Here is a 17608-nt window from a genome sequence, read left to right on the forward strand (position 1 = left end):
ACGACGAACGACGGCCCGTGAAATCGACAAGCGATCTGGCCCGACCTCTGCGCTTGCTCAATTGCAGATGTTGATGCACGATTGCACACCGGTTGACAACGCTGTCATTTCTGTCTGATGGTTCGATGAAAAGTCACTCCCCCTCTTCCCATGCCGCCACGCTGCGCATGGTGGCCGACGCCTCCGGCGTGTCGACGACGACGGCCTCGCGCGTGATCAACAACGCGCCGCATGTGCGCCCCGAGAAGCGCGACGCCGTGCTCGCGGCCATCGCGCGGCTGGGCTTCGTGCCCAACACGATCGCGCGGGCGCTGGCCGATGGGCGCTCCCGCACCATCGGCATCGTCGTGCAGCACTTCGAGAGCCCCTGCTATGCCTGGACGCTGCGCGGCGTCGAGGAGGCGTTGTCCAAGGCTGGCTATGGCCTCGTTGTCGCCAGCGGGCATTGGGACCGGCGCGAGGAGGAGCGCTGCGTGCAGTCGCTGCGCGCCCGCCGCGTGGACGGCATCATCGTGCTGACGGGCACGCTGGACGACCGCTTCCTGACCGAGCTGGCCCTGGAGCTGCCGGTCGTGGCCACCGGCCGGGAACTGCGGGCACCGGGCCTGCACAGCCTGCACTCCAACGACTTCGAGGGCGCACGTGCCGCCACACGGCATCTGCTGCAGCGCGGCCATCGGCGCATCGCCCACATCACCGGCGACCCGACCCACCCGGACGCGCTCGAGCGCGAGCAGGGCTACCGGGCCGCGCTGCAGGAGGCCGGCGTTGCGCTGGACCGCGCGTTGGTGGTGCGCGGCAACTACCAGGAGGCCAGCGGCGAGCGCGCCGCCGAAGACCTGCTGCGCCGGGGCATCGAGTTCTCGGCCCTCTTCGCTGCCAACGACCAGATGGCCACCGGCGCGGCACAGGCGTTCTACCGGCACGGCCTGCGCATTCCCGAGGACGTGTCCGTCGTCGGCTTCGACGATGTGCTGGCCGCGGCCCATGCCTGCCCGCCGCGCACGACAGTCAACCTGTCGCCGGCCGAACTGGGCCGCCGCGCCGCCGCGGCCATGCTGGACCTGCTGGCGCATCGCCGGCCCAGGGCCGTGGCGCCCGAACCCGAGTTGGTGGTGAGGCTGTCAACGCGCTTTGTCTGAAGCCATGACGCTGCATGGCCGGCGGATGTAATTGGCGCAGCGTCCTACAACACGGCGAACCTCAGCGTCGCATGGTGGGAGCTTTCCACTCCCGGAGACGACCATGCCCCGAGGTGACAAATCGTCGTACACCGACAAGCAGAAACGCCAGGCCGAGCACATCGAAAGCGGCTATGAACACCGCGGCGTGCCCAAGGAAGAAGCCGAGGCCCGCGCATGGGCGACGGTGAACAAGGAGACCGGCGGCGGCAAGAAGTCGGGCTCGGGCCGCGGCCAGCCCGAGAACCACGAGCCTTCGCGCAAAGGCGGCCGCCTGGGCGGCAAGGCCGCGGCCAGCCGCACGGCGGCCGAGCGCTCGGCGTCGGCCAAGAAGAGCGCCGAGACCCGCAAGCGCAACGCCGCAGCACGCACGCATCATTGAGGCTGTCATCGACGGCGGTGCCTGGCCTGCGGTCAAATGGACCGCTAGGTACCGCTCGCTCCTCGACAGGCTTCAATGACCGCCCTCCCGTTCCCGCCGGGAAGTCCCGCGCCCCTGGCGCGCTCAGCGCCGATTCGTCGGGCGCTGCTGTTCCTGTTGATCTGCGCGCCGATCTGGGCGGTGCCAAGCCTCATCGCTGTTGGGCATCCGATCGTGCTGGTCGGGGCCGCCATCGCGCTGAGCCATCTCTTCCTGCGATACGAGGGGCGTTCCCTTGCGGTGCTTGGCCTCAATGCGTCGTGGCGCCGGCTGGGGCAGCTGGGCGCCGGGTTTGCGGGCGGGGTGCTGCTCATCGTGGTGATCGCGGTCGTGATGCGGCTCGTGTTGCCCTTTCCCTGGGCGTGGAATCCGCGCTTCAGCGCAGGAATGGCGGCGTGGTCACTGCTCTGGCTGCTGTGCGGCAACGCGGTCGAAGAGCTCGTGTTCCGCGGCTACAGCTTCGAGCGCCTCATCGCGGGATGGGGCCACTGGCAGGCGCAGCTCTTCACGGCGCTGCTGTTTGCGGTGTTCCATGTCGTCAACGGCTGGCCCTGGCAGGTGGCGCTGCTGGGCACCACAGTGGGCTCGTTGTTGTTCGGGCTGGTGTTCGTGCGCTGGCGCAGCGTTCCCGCGGCGGCGGGCGTGCACGCCGCGGTGAACTGGACGCGAGACTTGCTGTTGAATGATCCGCCGACGGTGAAGACGCTGCTGGCACCGCTCTCGCCGCGCCTATGGACGGCTGGCGAGCAGCTGAGCACGATGCTGGTGATGGACGGTGCCTTCCTGCTCGTGTGCGTCGCGCTTGCGGTCTCGATCAGGCGCCGACGGCTCTCAGCTTCTCAGTCGGGGTAGCGCCGGCCCAGCGTCTCCAGCGCCCAGCTGTCGCTGCGCCAAGGCGCCATCGGCAGCCCGTCGCCGCCGATCAGGTTGGCTTCGCTGGGGTTGTCGACCCAGGCGTAGCGCGCCGCCATCGGCGCGGCCACGGCCGGGCTGCTCAACACGATGACGTCGGCGCCCTCCAGCCGCGCCTGGGCCGGTTGCCAGCGCTGGTCGGCGCCCGCCAGCAGGAAGCCGCGCAAGGCTTCGCCGGCCCGGGCCGTGCGCAGGCCGCCGGCGGTCTGCGCAAACCGCAGCCGCAGCTCGTTGCCGTGCACCTCGGTGCCGGCCAGGCGTGGTCCCGTGGCGGGCGACGGGCGCAGGCCCAGCTCATGCATGGCCAGGGCGGCCAGGCGTTGGCCGACGCTGCGTTTGTTGCGGGGGTGGATGTCGGCCGCGTCGCCGATGTCGATGGCGACCGCCATGCCGGTGTGCGGCAGGGCCAAAGCGGCGGCCTGGGCCTCGCGCAGTTCCGCCCAGCCGCCATGGCCGGGCCGGTTGTCGGCCAACGGCAGGAAGGCGGCCAGCTGCACGAAGAGGAAGGGCAGCTCGGGGGCCTGGAACTGGGCGCGCCAGTCCTGGATCAGCCGCTTGAAGCCGTCGGCATAGGCGGCCGCGCGGCCGGTGTTGCTCTCGCCCTGGTACCAGAGCACGCCGCGCACGCTCAGGCCCTGCAGCGGTGCGATCAAGCCGTTGTGGGCCAGCGTGGGCGCGTCGTTGGCAGTGGGACCGGTGCTGGCGCTGACTTGCTCGACGCGCGCCCGCCAGGCGCCGGCCAGCGGCAGGCTGCCGGCCGCCGTGTCCAGCCGCATCGCCGCCGCGTCGCCATGGAAGCCGCCACCGCCGCCGTTGTCGGTGACGCGCACGGCGATCCAATTGGCGCCGGCTCGCAACAGGCCCGGCGCCAGCTCGTAGCGGCGCGGCTGGTCGTAGCCGCACTGGCCGCCAACGCGCTGGCCGTTGACCCAGACCTCGTCGCAGTCGTCGACCTTGGCGAGGTGCAGCTGCGCGGCGCCGGCCGCCTGCGCGGCACTGAGCTCGATGCGCCGGCGCATCCAGACGATGCCGTCCAGGTCGGGCAGGCCTTGCGATTCCCAGACCTGCGGCGCCTGCAGCTTCGGCCAGGCGGTGTCGATGTCGGCGGCGGCCGACCAGCCGCTGGCGTCCACGCCCTGCCAAGGCAGGCCTGGTTGCCAGGCCGTGACCACGGCCTCGATGCGCTCACGGCGCGCGCGGGCGAAGGCTTTCTCGTCGGCCGGCAGGGCCTTGACGGCCGGCGCCAGGTCCGGGTCGCGCAGGGCCGCTTCGCGGCGCATCCAGGTCTCGAGGTGGGAACCTCCCCAGGCGGTGTTGATGAGGCCGATGGGCACGCCCTGCACGGCCTGCATCTGGCGCGCAAAGTGGTAGCCGACGGCGCTGAACTCGCCCACGGCGCCGGGCTGGGCCACCTGCCAGGCGGCGGGCGCGATGTCGGCTTGCGGCAGCAGGCTGGCGCGCAGCGGCACGCGCAGCTGGCGCAGCTGCGGGTTCTGCGGCGAGGCGACCTCCTGCGGCCCGGTGTCGGTGGTCGCCAGCGGCCACTCCATGTTGGACTGGCCGGACAGCAGCCAGACATCGCCGATCAGCACGTCGCGCAGCTCCACCGTTTGGTCGCCCTGCACGCGCAGGCGGTGCGGGCCGCCGGCGGGCAGGGGAGGCAGCTGCGCGCGCCAACGGCCGTTGGCGGCGACTTGCGTGCGGGCCTGGTGCCCGGCCAACTCGACGGTCAGCGTCTGGCCGGGCGTGGCCTGGCCCCACAGGCGCAGCGGGCGCTCGCGCTGCAGCACCATGTGCTCGCCGAACACGGGGGCCAGGCGCACCTCGGCCTGAGCGGTGGCGGTCAGCAGTGAAAGCAGCGCGGATAGGAGGGCGGTCTTCTTCATCGGGTTGTCTCGTCTTATGGGGTGACCAGGGTCGTGAGGCTTTTGGCGGGCAGCGTCACGCTCACGCGCCCGGCCGTGGCGGGCAAGGCCGCCTGCCGCGCGAAACGGCCGTTGGCGGTCGTGACATAGGGCGTCCAGCTGCTGTCCGTGCGGCCGGCCAGAGCCAGCTCCAGCGTTTGCGGCTGGCTGCCCTCGTTGATCAGCACCAGCACCGCGCGCGGGCTGGTGGCATCGGCCGGCGTGGCATAGGCCGACAGCCTCACGCCCGGCAGCGGCTGGGCGGTGGCCTCGACGCGCTGCGACCCGGGGCGGACGAAGTACGCGAAATGCTTGAGCCCCAGGCCAAAGTGGTTGGGTTGGTTGGCCGCGTCGATGAGGCCGGTGGGCTGGGCGTCGTTGGCGTTCACCAGCCACCAGTGCACATAGGCGTTGTACTGGCCGAGGGCGAAGCCCTCGTGCACCTCGCGCGCGATGGCCAGGGCGTCGTCGATGCCGGTGGCCCAGGCCGCGGCCGTGCCGGACTTGTTGACCGAGTCCTGGAAGTGCTCGGTCATCCACACCGGCCGGCCCTGCGCGCCTTCGGCCGTCTGCGGCACGCCGCCGTAGAGGTGGCCGCCGAGGATGCCGATGCGCGCGGCCACGGCGGGGTCGGCCAGCAGCGCCTCGGTGGTGGCGGGGGAGAAGTTCAGCGACTCGGGCGCCATCAGCAGCGTCTTCGTGCCGGCCACGGCCGCCGCGCCGTGGTTGGCGATCCAGGCCTTGAGCTCGTCGGCATTCCACAGGCAGGACTCGTAGTCGGCCGGGTCCCAGTCGGGCTCGTTCTGCGGCGAGACCGCGTAGAGGCTGACGCCGCGGCTCGTGGCGTAGCGCAGGTAGGCGTTCAGGTACTCGGCATAGGCGGCGTAGGCGGCCGGGTCCAGCCGCCCGCTCCACAGCGGGTCGCGCCGCTCGGGATTGGCGAGCTTCATCGAGGCGGGCGGCGTCCAGGCCGAGGCGAACACCAAAGCCCCGCGTGCCTGTGCGGCGACGGCATTGCCCATCTCGGCGCTCCAGGCGCCGGTGTCGGCGGTCCGGGCGGTGGCGTCCCAGGCCGCGGGGGCGATGCGCAGGCGCAGGATGCTCAGGCCGAGGGCGTCATCGCCCTGGGTGCCGAACAGCACATCGGCGCGGGCGGCGGCCATGGGCGTGTAGTACCAGGCCGCCGAGCCGCCGAAGCCCTGGATGGTCTGGCGCGCCGCGCCGAAGTCAACGCTCGCGGTGGCTGCCGCGGGCTTGACGCTCAGCAGGGTCTGCACCCAGCCCGGCTCATAGTGGGCGCTGTCCTGCGGCAGGAAACGGGCGCGCAGCACGGCGCTGCCGGGCGTGGCGCTGGCCTGGCTCAGCGGCCGGCCGTCCAGCAGGCTGAATGAGGCCGGGTCGGCCGTGCCTTGCACGCCGTAGAGGGCGCGGGGTGCGCTGCCCAGGGCCGCGGCCGGCACGGCGGCGCCCTGCACAACCGCCCCGGGCGCGTCCCAGCGCAGCGCCGGCCGCGTTTTATCGACCCGCAGCGGGCGGCTGATCGTGACGCTGCGGTAGTGCGTCGCATCCTGGGGCGTGAAGACCAGGCTCAGCGTCTGGCTGCCCACCTCGGGCCGGCTGCCGGTGGCCGGCGTGTAGGCATAGCTGCCCGCCACGCTGGCCTTGGCATTGAGCTGGGCGGCGCTGAGCGTGGTGCCCCAGGTGATGGCGGCCGGTTCGGGCCAGGTCAGCTCGGGCGTCAGCAGGGCCGGCGTGCTGGCCGGGGGCTGTTCGGCGGCACCGCTTCCACCGCCGCCGCCGCATCCAACGAGCAAGGCGAGGAGCAGGGCGGCGAAGGTGGTGGTGGGGCGCATGCGCAGGGCTGGGTGCTGATGAGAGCAGATCAGTGGTCCGAGCGCTTCAGTGTCGGCGATGAATGGCGCGATGCCGCCCGCCTGGCAGTGACGCTCAGCTGAACTCGGCCCGCAGCGCGCCATACAGGCGCTGGAAGCGCTCAAAACGCGGCCGCAGTTCGGTGGCCAGCGCAGCATCGGGCTCGGCCACGCGGGCGATCTCGGGCGTGCGGCAGACCTCGTCGACACTGCCGCCACAGGCCAGCCAGGCCAGGCGCGCTGCGCCGAGCGCGCCGCCGGCTTCGGCACCCACGCCATTGACGAGGCGGATATTCAGCAGCGAGGCGAGCAACTTCGCCCACCACTCGCTGCGCGCGCCGCCGCCCACCAACCACAGCGACTCGGCCCTGCCGCCGCCGGCCTGCAAGGCCTGCCAGCCGTCCAGCAGGCCAAAGCCCACGCCTTCGAGCACGGCATAGCCCAGGGCCGCGGCGTCATGCTCGTTCGTGAGGCCGAAGAACACACCCTGCGCATTGGCGTTGTTGTGCGGCGTGCGCTCGCCGCTCAGGTAGGGCAGGAAGATCGGCGCGCGTTCACGCTGGGCCGGCGTGAGCTGGGCAACCTTGGCAATCAGCTCGGCCTCGCCCGATTCCTTGAGCAGCAGCGTCACCCAGCGCAGCGCACTCGCCGCGCTGAGCATGACGCTCATCTGGTGCCAGGTGTTCGGCAGCGCGTGGCAGAAGGCGTGTACGGCGCGCGCCGGGTTGGGGCTGAAGGCCTCGTTGCACAGGAAGATGACGCCGGACGTGCCCAGCGACAGGAAACCCTGGCCGGGCTTGACGACGCCCATGCCGACGGCGCTGGCCGCGTTGTCGCCACCACCGCCGGCGATCGGGATGCCGGCGCGCAGGCCCCAGCGTTCGGCCAACTCGTGCTTCAAGCCGGCGCTCGGGTCGCTACCTTCCACCAGCCGCGGCATGTGGCTCTCGTTCAGCCCCGTCAGCGCCAGCGCCTCGGGCGACCAGCGGCGGCGCGCCACGTCCAGCCACAGCGTGCCGGCGGCGTCGCTCATCTCGCTCACAAAGGAGCCGCTCAAGCAAAGGCGCAGCCAGTCCTTGGGCAGCAGCACCTTGGCCACGCGGTTGAAGAGCTCGGGCTCGTGCTGGCGCATCCATGCGAGCTTGGGCGCCGTGAAGCCCGGCATGGCCAGGTTGCCGGTGATGGCCGGCAGCTCAGGGCAGGCGGCCATCATCTCGGCGCATTGCCCGGCGCTGCGGCCGTCGTTCCACAGGATGGCCGGCCGCTGCACGCGGTCGGCGTCGTCCAGCGTGACCGCGCCATGCATCTGGCCCGACAGCCCGATGCCGCGCACCCTTGCGAGGGCTGACGCATGGCTCTGGCCGAGTTTGGCCATGCCTTCATCGAGCGCTGCCCACCAGGCGGCGGGCTCCTGCTCGCTCCACAGCGGCTGCGGACGCTGCACGGTCAGCGCGACACCGGTGGTCGCGACGATGTGGTGCTGCTCGTCGAGCAGCAGCAGCTTCAGCTCGGAGGTGCCGAGGTCGATGCCGAGAAACATGGGTCAGGGGTCCGATTCAATGAACACGGCCACAGAGACACAGAGGCACAGAGAAAAGCCTCTGAATTGCTCTGTGTCTCAGTGCCTCTGTGGCTTTGTTATTGGGCCGCTGTCATCAGCCAAAAATCCGTCAGACGAAGTTGTTGACGACGTTTTCCAGTCGTTCCTGGCGGCCGGAACGGGCGACCGGCGAGATGCCTTGCGCGTGAACTACGGCAGCGAGCTCGTCAAGGCTGGCGCCCGCCTGGATCTTCTGGCCCAGCTCGCCGTTCCAGCCCGCATAGCGATCGCCCACGGCCTTCTCCAGCTGGCCGCTTTCGTACAGCGCCGCCGCACTCAGGAAAGCGCGCGCCATGGTGTCCATGCCGCCGATATGGCCCTCGAGCTGGTCGGTCGGGTCGATGGACTGGCGGCGCACCTTGGCGTCGAAGTTGGTGCCGCCGGTCGTGAAGCCGCCCGCGCGGATGATCTCCAGCATGGCCGGCACGAGGGCCGCGTGGTTGTTGGGGAACTGGTCCGTGTCCCAGCCCAGTTGCTCATCGCCGCGGTTGGCGTCGATGGAGCCGAAGATACCCAGGGCGCAGGCGGTGGCGACCTCATGCTCGAAGCTGTGGCCGGCCAGCGTGGCGTGATTCACCTCCAGGTTGACCTTGACCTCGTTCTCCAGGCCATAGGTCTTCAGGAAGCCGTAGACCGTGGCGCTGTCGTAGTCGTATTGGTGCTTGGTCGGCTCCTGCGGCTTGGGCTCGATGAGGATGGCGCCCTTGAAGCCGATCTTGTGCTTGTGCTCGACGACGGCGCTGAGGAAGCGGCCGTACTGGGCCAGCTCGCGCTTGAGGTCGGTGTTCAGCAGGGTCTCGTAGCCCTCGCGGCCACCCCACAGCACGTAGTTCTGGCCGCCCAGGCGGTTCGTCCACTCCAGCACATGCTTCACTTGCGCGGCGGCATAGGCGAAGACCTCGGGGTCGGGGTTGGTGGCTGCGCCGCTCATGAAACGCGGGTTGGAGAACAGGTTGGCCGTGCCCCAGAGCAGGCCGATCTTCTGGTCCTGCATCTTCTTGGCCGCGGCTTCGAGCAGGCCGTCGAGGATGCGGTTGGATTCGGCCAGCGTCGCGCCTTCGGGGGCCACGTCGCGGTCATGGAAGCACCAGTAAGGCAGGCCCAGCTTGCTGAAGAGGTCGAAGGCGGCGTCGAGCTTGAGCTTGGCGGCCGTGACGGCGTCAGCCTCGGCGAACCAGTTGCGCTGGTGGGCGGTGGCGCCCAGGCCGAAGATGTCCTCGCCCTTCCAGCAGAAGTTGTGCCAGTAGCAGACGGCCGGGCGCAGGTGCTCGGCCAGCGTCTTGCCCATCACGACGCGCTTGGCGTCATACCAGTGGTAAGCCAGCGGGTTGGTGGATTGCGGGCCTTCGTACTGGACGGTAGGGAGGTCGGAATAGGCGGTGCTCATGGCGGGTCCTTACTGCGGAATCAGGGAAGGGTGGTGAAAGAGGTCAGGCGGTGGCCGGCACGGCATTGGCCGGGCCGATGTCGTCACCGTTGTTGGCGCCGGCCTTGCTGCGGCGCCGGGCGAGTTCGTCGGCCATTTGCAGCGTGGTCTGCTTGTTCAGCTTGTTGGCGATCAGGCAGAAGGTGCAGCCGGCAAACAGCGCGGCGACGACGAAGCTGGACATCACACGATAGCCTTCGATGGCATTGGGTGCTGTCGGTTGCATCGTGTCGTAACCGAAGAAGCCGGCCATCAGCCACAGGAAGCAGGCCGAGCCGAGGGCCAAGCCGGCCTTCAGCGAGAAGCCGATGGTGGCGAACACCATGCCGGTGAAGCGGCGGCCGGTCTGCCACTCGGAGTAGTCGGCCGCGTCGGCGTACATGGCCCACATGATGGCGCAGGTGGGCGCGTAGACGATGGCGCCCAGCACCTGCAGGCCGACCATGGCCCAGGTGGCCGTTGGCGGCAGCAGGTACATCGCGGCTGCGGTCAAAGTCGACAGGCCGAAGCAGGTGACGGCCACGGTGCGTTTGCCGAAGCGCGCCGACAGCCCCACCGACAGCATGATCACGATGATGGTCGTCAGGAAGCCGGCCATGTTGACGATGCTGTTGAACACATCGGCGACATTGGAACTCGCCAAGCCGTCGCGCGTGCCGTGCACGATGTAGCCCAGCGTGTCGGCCAGGCTGCCGGTGCCGGCTGGGTCGGGTGTCGTCAGGCCCAGCGAGGCGACGAAGTCGAACATCGCGGCCTTGTCGGCATAGTGGTGATAGAAGTTGTAGTGGGCACCGCCACGCAGGGCCAGCATCGCGAAGTGAAAGACCGTGTAGGCCACCAGGGCGATCCACGGGCCGTTCTTCAACAGGTCGACGAAGTCCTGCTTGGGCGAGGCGTGCGTCTCGACGATGGGCTTGACGCGTTCCCTGGTCGTGAAGAAGGTGACCATGAAGAGCACCAGGCAGGCCACGGCCCAGATCGTCATCGTCATCTGCCAGCCGTACGCGCGGTCATGCCCCTGCGCGAACTTGGCCACCAGCGGCAGCGTGAAGCCGCCGACGATGAATTGCGCCGCGTTGACCGATACGAAACGGTAGGAATTGAGCTTGGTGCGCTCATTCAGGTCCGCCGTCATGACCCCGCCCAGCGCGGAGTAGGGCATGTTGTTCATCGAGTACAGCGTCATCAGCAGCGTGTTGGTGATGCCCGCGTAGGCCACCACCATGGCGGTGCTCCAGCCCCAGCTCTTGTCGGGCGTGGTGTAGGCCAGGACCATGACGACGCACCAGGGCACGGCGGTCCAGAGCACCCAGGGGCGGAACTTGCCCCAGCGCGTGTTGGTGCGGTCGGCCAGCACGCCCATGACGGGGTCGAAGACGGCGTCCCACAGCCGCGGCCACAGCAGGATGGCCGCCGCCGTGCTCGCGCTCAGCCCGAACACGTCGGTGTAGAAGTTGAGCTGGAACAGGATCATGGACATGAAGACCAGGTTCGCAGCCGCGTCGCCGCAGCTGTAACCGGCCTTCTCCACGAAGGACAAGGGCTGATGGGTGGTGGCCATGGGGTGTCTCGTGTCGTTTTAAGAGCGCGCGGTCTCAGGGCCGTGCTTCGTAGGAAAGGTAGTCGAAGTCCGCGGCAAGGCGCTGGCCCGACAGATCTTGACAGGCAATGCCGATGAAATTGCCGGTGAAGCCAAAGCTGCGCGCGTAGCCGTCGACGAAGCGCGTCACGGCCTCGTCGCTGAGCATGGCGGTGTCCAGCGCCGGGCCGATGTCCTGCCAGGCGCCGCCGGCTTGATGGGCTTGAGCGAACTGGAACTGGTAGCGGTCGTGACGGAACTCGACGGCCAGGTCGACCGGGCCCTCCGCCAGCACAACGGGTGTGGCCGGCTCGCACAACGCCGAGTCGCGGTTGACGGTCAGCCGCAGCACGCGCTGGCCGGAGTCGACATCGCGGCTGACGTGCAGATAGGCATGGTTGCCGGTGTTGTAGTAAGCCACCAGGCCGGCCATCTGCTGGAACAGCTCGGGCGCGAACTCCAGGCGCGTCTCGACCCGGCAGTTGAAGTGCTGCTGGCGCCGCGCGACCAGGCTCTGGTCGAACAGGCTCATCAGCGACTCGCGGCCCTTCAGGCGCAGCCAGCCGGGGCGTTCGGTCAGTGAGATCCAGCTTTCATCAAAGGGCACGCGCAGTGAGTTCAGGTGGTGATTGAGCGTTGCCGAGTCGAAGTCGTCGCGCGCCGGCTCGGCCGGGAACACATGCTCGGGAAGGCCCGGCCCGGCAACCTGCAGGCGCGGCGCATTGCCGCCACCCTCGATCTCCGGCCAGTCGTCATCGCGCCAGTGGATGCGCTGGATGCCGGTCTCGCGGCCCAGCGGGCAATGCAATTTCTCGTAGACGCCGTTCTGCTTGTCGGCATTCGGGCCGCTCCATTCCAGCGGCCGGCCGCAGAGGTGCGCCAGGTACCAGTCGCCGTTGTGCGTCTGCACCAGGCTGGCGTGGCCGCTGCGCTGCAGGCCGTCGGTGGGCTGCTGCCAGGCCGTCAGCAGCGGGTTGCCGGGCAATGTCTCGTAGGGGCCGTCAATGGCACGCGAGCGGGCCAGCGTGACGGCGTGCTCGTAGAAGGTGCCGCCCTCGGCCGTCAGCAGGTAGTACCAGCCGTTGCGGCGGTACAGGTGAGGCCCTTCGACGACGCCCAGCGGTGTGCCGGCATAGATGTTCTTCACCGGGCCGACCAGGCGCCTGGCCTCGTGGTCGTATTCCTGCAGCAGGATGCCGTTGAAGTGGTGCTTGCCCGGTTGGTGGATCCACTGCTGGTTCAGCAGCCACTGCCGGCCATCATCGTCGTGGAACAGGCTGGGGTCGAAGCCCGAGCTGTTCAGGTAGATGGGCTCGCTCCACGGGCCGTCGATGCTTGGCGCGGTGACCAGGTAGTTGTGTGTGTCCTTGAAGGCGCCGAAGGTGGAGCGCACGTCGGTGTAGATCAGCCAGAACTGGCCGCCGGCATAGCTCAGGCAGGGCGCCCAGACGCCGGCCGAGTCGGGGTGGCCGAGCAGGTCGAGCTGGCTCTTGCGCGTGACGGCGTAGCTGTGGTGGCGCCAGTTTTGCAGGTCGCGCGAATGGTGGATGCGCACGCCGGGCCACCACTCGAAGGTCGAGGTGGCGATGTAGTAGTCATCACCGACGCGGCATATCGAGGGGTCGGCGTGGAAGCCCGGCAGGATGGGGTTGGTGATCATGTGTCGGTGCAGGGAGAGTCAGGCGGCCGCAGCCAGGCGGCTGGCGGCGATCAGGGGGCGGGTGAGACGGTAGCGGGCCAGAGCGGCGGCGCCGACGGCGACAGCATCGACGCCGAAACGCGACAGGGTGACCAGGGGCGGCGACACGCCGGCGGCACTGGCATAGGCTTCCAGCGTGCGAAAGGCGTGCTCGAGAAAGGGGGCGCCGATCTCGACGGCGGGGCCGCCGAGCACGATGCGGCCGGGGTCGTAGGCGGCGCAGAGATTGCCCAGCAGCATGCCGAGATAGCGGCCGGCGCGGGCGACGGCTTCAGTGCTGTCGGGCTGCCTGGCGCTCAGCCGGCGCTGGATCCCGGCCAGGCCACCGCCTTCTTCGCCGGGGGGCAGCATGGTTCGAAAGCCGATCATGGCTTCGGCGCAGCCGCGGCGGCCGCAGCTGCAGCGCGGGCCGTCGATCTCCAGCGTCGTGTGGCCGACCTCGCCGGCCAGGCCGTGAGCGCCGGTCAGCAGTCGGTCCTCGACGACGATGCCTGCGCCCACACCCAGGCCCAGGCTCAGGTAGATCAGCGGGTCGCGGCCGTCGGCGCTGAACTCCAGCTCGCCCAAGGCCGCCGCATCGGCGTCGTTTTGCACGAACAGCGGCACGCCCTGTAGCGGTGTATTGCGCAGATGCTCGACCAGCAGCCGGCCGACGGGCAGGTCGCGCCAGCCGAGGTTGTGGGCGAAATGCAGATGGCCGCGTTGCTCGTCCACGCCGCCGGGCAGCCCGACGCCGATGCCGATGACCCGCTGGGACGGCGTGTCCAGGCGCGCGTACACCTGCGTCAGCAGCCGCGCGGCGCGCATCAGCGCAAGAGGGGCGTCTCGCCCGGCATCCAGCGGCGCACGCGCGCGGGCCAGCACGTCGCCGGTCAGCGAAGTGGCGACGACCTGCACGCCCTCCACGCCCAGCTCGGCGCCCAGCAGCACCAGCCGCCCCGGATCGACGAAGAGGGGCGTCGGCCGGCGGCCCAGCTCGCCGGTCGCGACGATCTCGCGCTCCAGCAGCCAGCCCTCGTGGATCAACTCCTTCACCAGCCCGCTGACGGTGGACTTGGTCAGCTGTAGCGATTCGGCCAGCGCCGCTCGTGACTGCCCGGGCCAGGCGCTCAGCTGCCGCACGACGGCCATGCGGTTGAGGTCCTTGAGCAGGTGCTGGTCGGCGGTGAACTGCATGTGGGCTCTAGATGGGTTGCAGCCCGCCGGCCGCGAAGGGCCGCAGGTTGAGGGCGTGGTTGAAGGTGGTCGCAACGAAGAGCGGCGCGCGCATAACCCAGCGCTGCCGGCCCGGCGGCATGGCGACAGCCCCGACCATCACGCGGCTTTCAGCGCATCTCCCCGAAGCGCGAGGGCGCCGGGGCAGGTGGCGGGAGCCGGTAGGGCGGGGTGAGAATTCAATGCGGTCTCCGTCTTGAGCGGCGTCCTTCCGACACCGCTTGCTATGGACTCAAATGTAGCGCTACCATTTTGCATTGCGCAAGCGAGAAATCTCTAACATTCCCGCGATCCCGGGGTGCAACCCCGGCCGGCCCATACAGGAGACTTGATGAAGACATGGGCCCGAGGCCTGGCCGGCTTGCTGCTGGCGGCCGCGCTTCAGCCGGCGTGGAGCGCCGTGGAGGACGGCTACGAGCTGTGGCAGCGCTACCGCGCACTGCCGCCCGTGACTCAAAGCGAGGTGCTCGTGCGGGCTCTCAGCATCCTCCCCGCCACGCCGATGACGCCAACACTGCAGGCCGCCGTCGCCGAATTGAAGCGCGGTGTGGCAGGCCTGACGGGGCGGGAGCCGGCCGTGTCGGCCCAACTGGCGGACGGCGCTCTGCTGCTGGCCACGCCGGCCAGCGCCCCGGCCGGACTGAACCTGCCCTGGGCCGAGTTGGGCCGCGAAGGCTATCTGCTGCGCAGCGTGAAGCTGCAAGGCCGGGCCGTGACCTTGATCGCCGCCAACACCGACATCGGCCTGCTTTACGGCAGTTTTGCCTGGTTGCGCGCGGCACAGACGGGCGCCGACCTGGGCAAGCTGGACCTGCGTTCCGCACCCAGGCTCGGCTTGCGCCTGCTCAACCACTGGGACAACCTGGATCGCACCGTCGAGCGCGGCTATGCCGGTGCGTCGATCTGGGACTGGTGGAAGCTGCCCGACATCCGCGATGCGCGCTACGTGGATTACGCCCGCGCCAATGCGTCGCTGGGCATCAACGGCACGGTGCTGAACAACGTCAATGCCAAGGCCGATTCCCTGACCGCGCCCTTCCTTGCCAAGGCGGCGGCGCTGGCCGATGTGTTCAGGCCGTATGGCATCCGCGTCTACCTGTCGGCACGCTTCTCGGCGCCGGTGGAACTGGGCGGGCTGAAAACCGCCGACCCGCTGGACCCGGCCGTGCGCGCCTGGTGGAAGGCCAAGGCCGACGAGATCTACCGGCGCATCCCCGACTTCGGTGGCTTTCTCGTCAAGGCCAATTCCGAGGGTCAGCCGGGGCCGCAGGACTATGGCCGCAACCATGCCGACGGCGCCAACATGCTGGCCGAGGCACTGACGCCGCATGGCGGCGTCGTCATGTGGAGGGCCTTCGTCTACGCGCCGGATGCGGGCGACCGCGCGAAGCAGGGCTACGCGGAGTTCCAACCGCTGGACGGCCGCTTTGCGCCCAACGTCATGGTGCAGGTCAAGAACGGCGCCATCGACTTCCAGCCGCGCGAGCCCTTCCATCCGCTGCTTGGCGCCATGCCGAAGACACCGTTGGCGCTGGAGCTGCAGATCACCAAGGAATACCTGGGCTTCTCGACGCACCTGGTTTATCTCGGCCCGCTGTTCGAAGAGGTGTTGCGCACGGACACCCAACGGCCGTCGGGCGTGACGGTTGCCGGCCAGCTGACGGCGATGGCCGGCGTGGCCAACATTGGCACCGATCGCAACTGGTGCGGCTCCCACTTCGACTGCGCCAACTGGTATGCCTTCGGCCGCCTGGCCTGGAACGCCGACCTGCACGCGTCCGACCTCGCCCGCGAATGGGTCATGCAGACCTTCACGGCCAAGCCCGGGGCCGTCGACAGCATCGTCTCGATGATGACGGCCTCGCGCGAGGCGGTGGTTGACTACATGACGCCGCTGGGCCTGCACCATCTGATGGGCACGGGCCACCACCATGGCCCGGCGCCCTGGGTTGACAACCTGGAGCGGGCCGACTGGAACCCGGTCTACTTCCACCGCGCTGGCCGTGACGGCATCGGTTTCGACCGCTCGCCGCGCGGCAGCAACGCGACGGCCCAGTACGCGCCCGGCTGGGCCGCCCGCCTGGCACGGCCGGAGACGACGCCCGAGGAGTGGCTGCTCTGGTTCCACCACCTGCCCTGGGATTACCGGCTGGCGTCTGGCCGCACGCTGTGGGCCGAATTGGTAGCGCGCTACGACCGTGGCGTCGCGAGCGTCGTCGACATGCGCGCGCGCTGGGCCACGCTGCAAGCCGACATCGACCCCGTCCGCCATGCCGACGTCACCGCCTACCTGGCAGTGCAGGAGGCCGAGGCTCGCTGGTGGCGGGATGCCTGCCTTGCCTATTTTCAGTCCGCCTCGGGGTTGCCGCTGCCGCCCGGCGTGCGGCCCCCCGAGCGCTCGCTGAACGACTACAAAGCGCTGCGCTTCAATTTCGCGCCGGGTCGCGGCGGCTGACACACCTCAAGCCAAATATGATTGCGCAAACAAACCCATCACCATCCGAGGGACCCTTTTGAAGCCAACCGCTCGCTCCGGGCGCAGCCCCAAGGTCGCGACCATCGCCGATGTCGCCGCGCTGGCCGGGGTGTCGCCGATGACGGTGTCGCGGGTCATCAACGGGGAGCAGAACGTGCGCCCGGGCACGCGTGAGAAGGTGCAGGCCGCCGTCGCCGAGCTGAATTACCTGCCCAACCAGGCCGCCCGCCACCTGGCCGGGTCGGAGCCCATCCGCATCGGCATGCTCTACATCGATCCGACGGCCGGCTATCTCAATGAATTCCTCATCGGCCTGCTGAACAAGGCCAGCCTGCGCCATGTGCAGCTCGTCGTGCAGCGCTGCGAGGCCGCGCGCGAGGGCGAGGAGAAGCCGGTAGCCGAGATGATCGCCAACGGCATCGACGGCCTCATCCTGCCGCCGCCCTTCTGCGATTCCCAGCCGCTGCTCAGGCTGGTGGCCGAGACGGACACGCCGGCCGTGGTCGTGTCCAGCGGCGTGCCGCCCGAAGCCGTCTGCGCCGTCGGCATCGACGATTACCAGGCCGCCTACGAGATGACGCGCCATTTGCTGAATCTGGGCCACCACCGCCTGGGCTTCATCATCGGCGACCCCTACCAGAGCAGCAGCGCCCGCCGCCTGGCCGGCTTCCATGCAGCGATGACCGACGCCGGCCTCAACATCGAGGAGGAGGAGGTCGTCGCCCAGGGCATGTTCACCTACCGCTCGGGCCTGGACGCGGCCGAGTTCCTGCTTTCGCAGGAGCGCCGGCCGACGGCCATCTTCGCCAGCAATGACGACATGGCGGCGGCCACAGTCGCCATCGCCCATCGCATGGGCCTGGACGTGCCCAGCGACCTGACTGTCGTCGGCTTCGACGATGCGCCGCTGGCCACGACCATCTGGCCCGAGCTGACCACCGTGCGCCAGCCCATCATGGAGATGGCCGGCGCCGCGGTGGACCTGCTGGTGCGCCACATCCGCGCGCGCCGCACCGGAGAGCCCCTGCCCTGCGAGCACGAGCTCATGGATTTCGCGCTGGTCCGGCGCCAGTCCGACGCCGCGCCCCGGCTGCGCCCGCCGCTGCGCATCGGCGCATGAAATGAAGCCCCTCGTCCAAGGCGTACCTTGGCCGGGACCGCGCTGCGGACCACGGTCCGCAGCGCTTCGGCAGGCACATCATGTCCACTGGACATGATGTGTCCGGCCTCAGCCCCCGCGGGGACGGCGATGCTTGCCGGATTGACCGGCAAGCACATCACCCAAGGCGGGCCGGCTTGGGAGCGCCCCGGCGCTCGGCCCGCA

Annotated in this window: 13 protein-coding genes; 5 read left to right on the forward strand and 8 right to left on the reverse strand. The window is 69.6% G+C overall.

From position 1 onward, the window contains the following. The first annotated feature begins 125 nt into the window (after positions 1-125). The 3 genes from ASC95_RS04705 to ASC95_RS04715 all read left to right on the forward strand — a co-directional run bounded on the left by ASC95_RS04705 (position 126) and on the right by ASC95_RS04715 (position 2454). Positions 126-1142, forward strand: a complete 1017-nt coding sequence (locus tag ASC95_RS04705) for a LacI family DNA-binding transcriptional regulator (protein WP_057296573.1) — start codon at positions 126-128, stop codon at positions 1140-1142. 103 nt (positions 1143-1245) lie between these two features. Beyond that, positions 1246-1563 carry a hypothetical protein gene (locus ASC95_RS04710; protein WP_057296574.1) on the forward strand — a complete coding sequence of 106 codons (318 nt, stop codon included), beginning with the start codon at positions 1246-1248 and terminating at the stop codon, positions 1561-1563. 75 nt (positions 1564-1638) lie between these two features. After that, complete coding sequence (locus tag ASC95_RS04715; protein ID WP_082567481.1) at positions 1639-2454, forward strand: CPBP family intramembrane glutamic endopeptidase; 816 nt, start codon at positions 1639-1641, stop codon at positions 2452-2454. Here the strand turns inward: ASC95_RS04715 and ASC95_RS04720 are convergent. From ASC95_RS04720 to ASC95_RS32190, 8 genes are all read right to left on the reverse strand, one after another. Next, a complete protein-coding gene (locus ASC95_RS04720) occupies positions 2442-4400 on the reverse strand; it encodes a sialate O-acetylesterase (protein WP_057296576.1) in 1959 nt (652 codons plus the stop codon). The genes ASC95_RS04715 and ASC95_RS04720 overlap by 13 nt on opposite strands. Before the next feature lie 14 nt (positions 4401-4414). Continuing rightward, the gene (locus ASC95_RS04725) at positions 4415-6271 is read right to left on the reverse strand and encodes a glycoside hydrolase family 30 beta sandwich domain-containing protein (protein WP_057296577.1); all 1857 of its coding nucleotides are present in this window, start codon (positions 6269-6271) and stop codon (positions 4415-4417) included. A 94-nt stretch (positions 6272-6365) separates the two neighbouring features. Then, entirely contained in the window at positions 6366-7829 is a 1464-nt protein-coding gene (gene xylB / locus ASC95_RS04730; protein ID WP_057296578.1) for a xylulokinase, read from the reverse strand. Between the two features lie 130 nt (positions 7830-7959). Continuing rightward, positions 7960-9276 carry a xylose isomerase gene (gene xylA, locus ASC95_RS04735; RefSeq protein WP_057296579.1) on the reverse strand — a complete coding sequence of 439 codons (1317 nt, stop codon included), beginning with the start codon at positions 9274-9276 and terminating at the stop codon, positions 7960-7962. 43 nt (positions 9277-9319) lie between these two features. Continuing rightward, positions 9320-10876, reverse strand: a complete 1557-nt coding sequence (locus ASC95_RS04740) for an MFS transporter (RefSeq protein ID WP_057296580.1) — start codon at positions 10874-10876, stop codon at positions 9320-9322. Positions 10877-10910: 34 nt separating this feature from the next. Further along, positions 10911-12554, reverse strand: coding sequence for a glycoside hydrolase family 43 protein (locus ASC95_RS04745; protein ID WP_057296581.1), 1644 nt, complete (start codon positions 12552-12554; stop codon positions 10911-10913). A gap of 18 nt (positions 12555-12572) precedes the next feature. After that, the gene (locus ASC95_RS04750) at positions 12573-13769 is read right to left on the reverse strand and encodes an ROK family transcriptional regulator (protein ID WP_057296582.1); all 1197 of its coding nucleotides are present in this window, start codon (positions 13767-13769) and stop codon (positions 12573-12575) included. A gap of 7 nt (positions 13770-13776) precedes the next feature. Continuing rightward, on the reverse strand, positions 13777-13908 hold the full coding sequence (locus tag ASC95_RS32190; protein WP_255355198.1) for a hypothetical protein: 132 nt from the start codon (positions 13906-13908) through the stop codon (positions 13777-13779). A 231-nt stretch (positions 13909-14139) separates the two neighbouring features. Between ASC95_RS32190 and ASC95_RS04755 the strand changes: the two genes are divergently transcribed. Continuing rightward, positions 14140-16263, forward strand: a complete 2124-nt coding sequence (locus ASC95_RS04755; RefSeq protein ID WP_057296583.1) for an alpha-glucuronidase family glycosyl hydrolase — start codon at positions 14140-14142, stop codon at positions 16261-16263. Between the two features lie 58 nt (positions 16264-16321). Continuing rightward, entirely contained in the window at positions 16322-17404 is a 1083-nt protein-coding gene (locus ASC95_RS04760) for a LacI family DNA-binding transcriptional regulator (RefSeq protein ID WP_057296584.1), read from the forward strand. The last annotated feature ends 204 nt before the right edge of the window (positions 17405-17608 follow it).

Origin of the sequence: Pelomonas sp. Root1217 (assembly GCF_001425705.1) — a bacterium.
Taxonomy (GTDB): domain Bacteria; phylum Pseudomonadota; class Gammaproteobacteria; order Burkholderiales; family Burkholderiaceae_C; genus Pelomonas.

Excerpts from the sequence above, each read along its gene's own strand:
- ASC95_RS04705 (WP_057296573.1), top strand. The coding sequence starts at position 126 with ATGAAAAGTCACTCCCCCTCTTCCCATGCCGCCACGCTGCGCATGGTG.
- ASC95_RS04710 (WP_057296574.1), top strand. The coding sequence starts at position 1,246 with ATGCCCCGAGGTGACAAATCGTCGTACACCGACAAGCAGAAACGCCAG.
- ASC95_RS04715 (WP_082567481.1), top strand. The coding sequence starts at position 1,639 with ATGACCGCCCTCCCGTTCCCGCCGGGAAGTCCCGCGCCCCTGGCGCGC.
- ASC95_RS04720 (WP_057296576.1), bottom strand. The coding sequence starts at position 4,400 with ATGAAGAAGACCGCCCTCCTATCCGCGCTGCTTTCACTGCTGACCGCC.
- ASC95_RS04725 (WP_057296577.1), bottom strand. The coding sequence starts at position 6,271 with ATGCGCCCCACCACCACCTTCGCCGCCCTGCTCCTCGCCTTGCTCGTT.
- xylB (WP_057296578.1), bottom strand. The coding sequence starts at position 7,829 with ATGTTTCTCGGCATCGACCTCGGCACCTCCGAGCTGAAGCTGCTGCTG.
- xylA (WP_057296579.1), bottom strand. The coding sequence starts at position 9,276 with ATGAGCACCGCCTATTCCGACCTCCCTACCGTCCAGTACGAAGGCCCG.
- ASC95_RS04740 (WP_057296580.1), bottom strand. The coding sequence starts at position 10,876 with ATGGCCACCACCCATCAGCCCTTGTCCTTCGTGGAGAAGGCCGGTTAC.
- ASC95_RS04745 (WP_057296581.1), bottom strand. The coding sequence starts at position 12,554 with ATGATCACCAACCCCATCCTGCCGGGCTTCCACGCCGACCCCTCGATA.
- ASC95_RS04750 (WP_057296582.1), bottom strand. The coding sequence starts at position 13,769 with ATGCAGTTCACCGCCGACCAGCACCTGCTCAAGGACCTCAACCGCATG.
- ASC95_RS32190 (WP_255355198.1), bottom strand. The coding sequence starts at position 13,908 with ATGGTCGGGGCTGTCGCCATGCCGCCGGGCCGGCAGCGCTGGGTTATG.
- ASC95_RS04755 (WP_057296583.1), top strand. The coding sequence starts at position 14,140 with ATGAAGACATGGGCCCGAGGCCTGGCCGGCTTGCTGCTGGCGGCCGCG.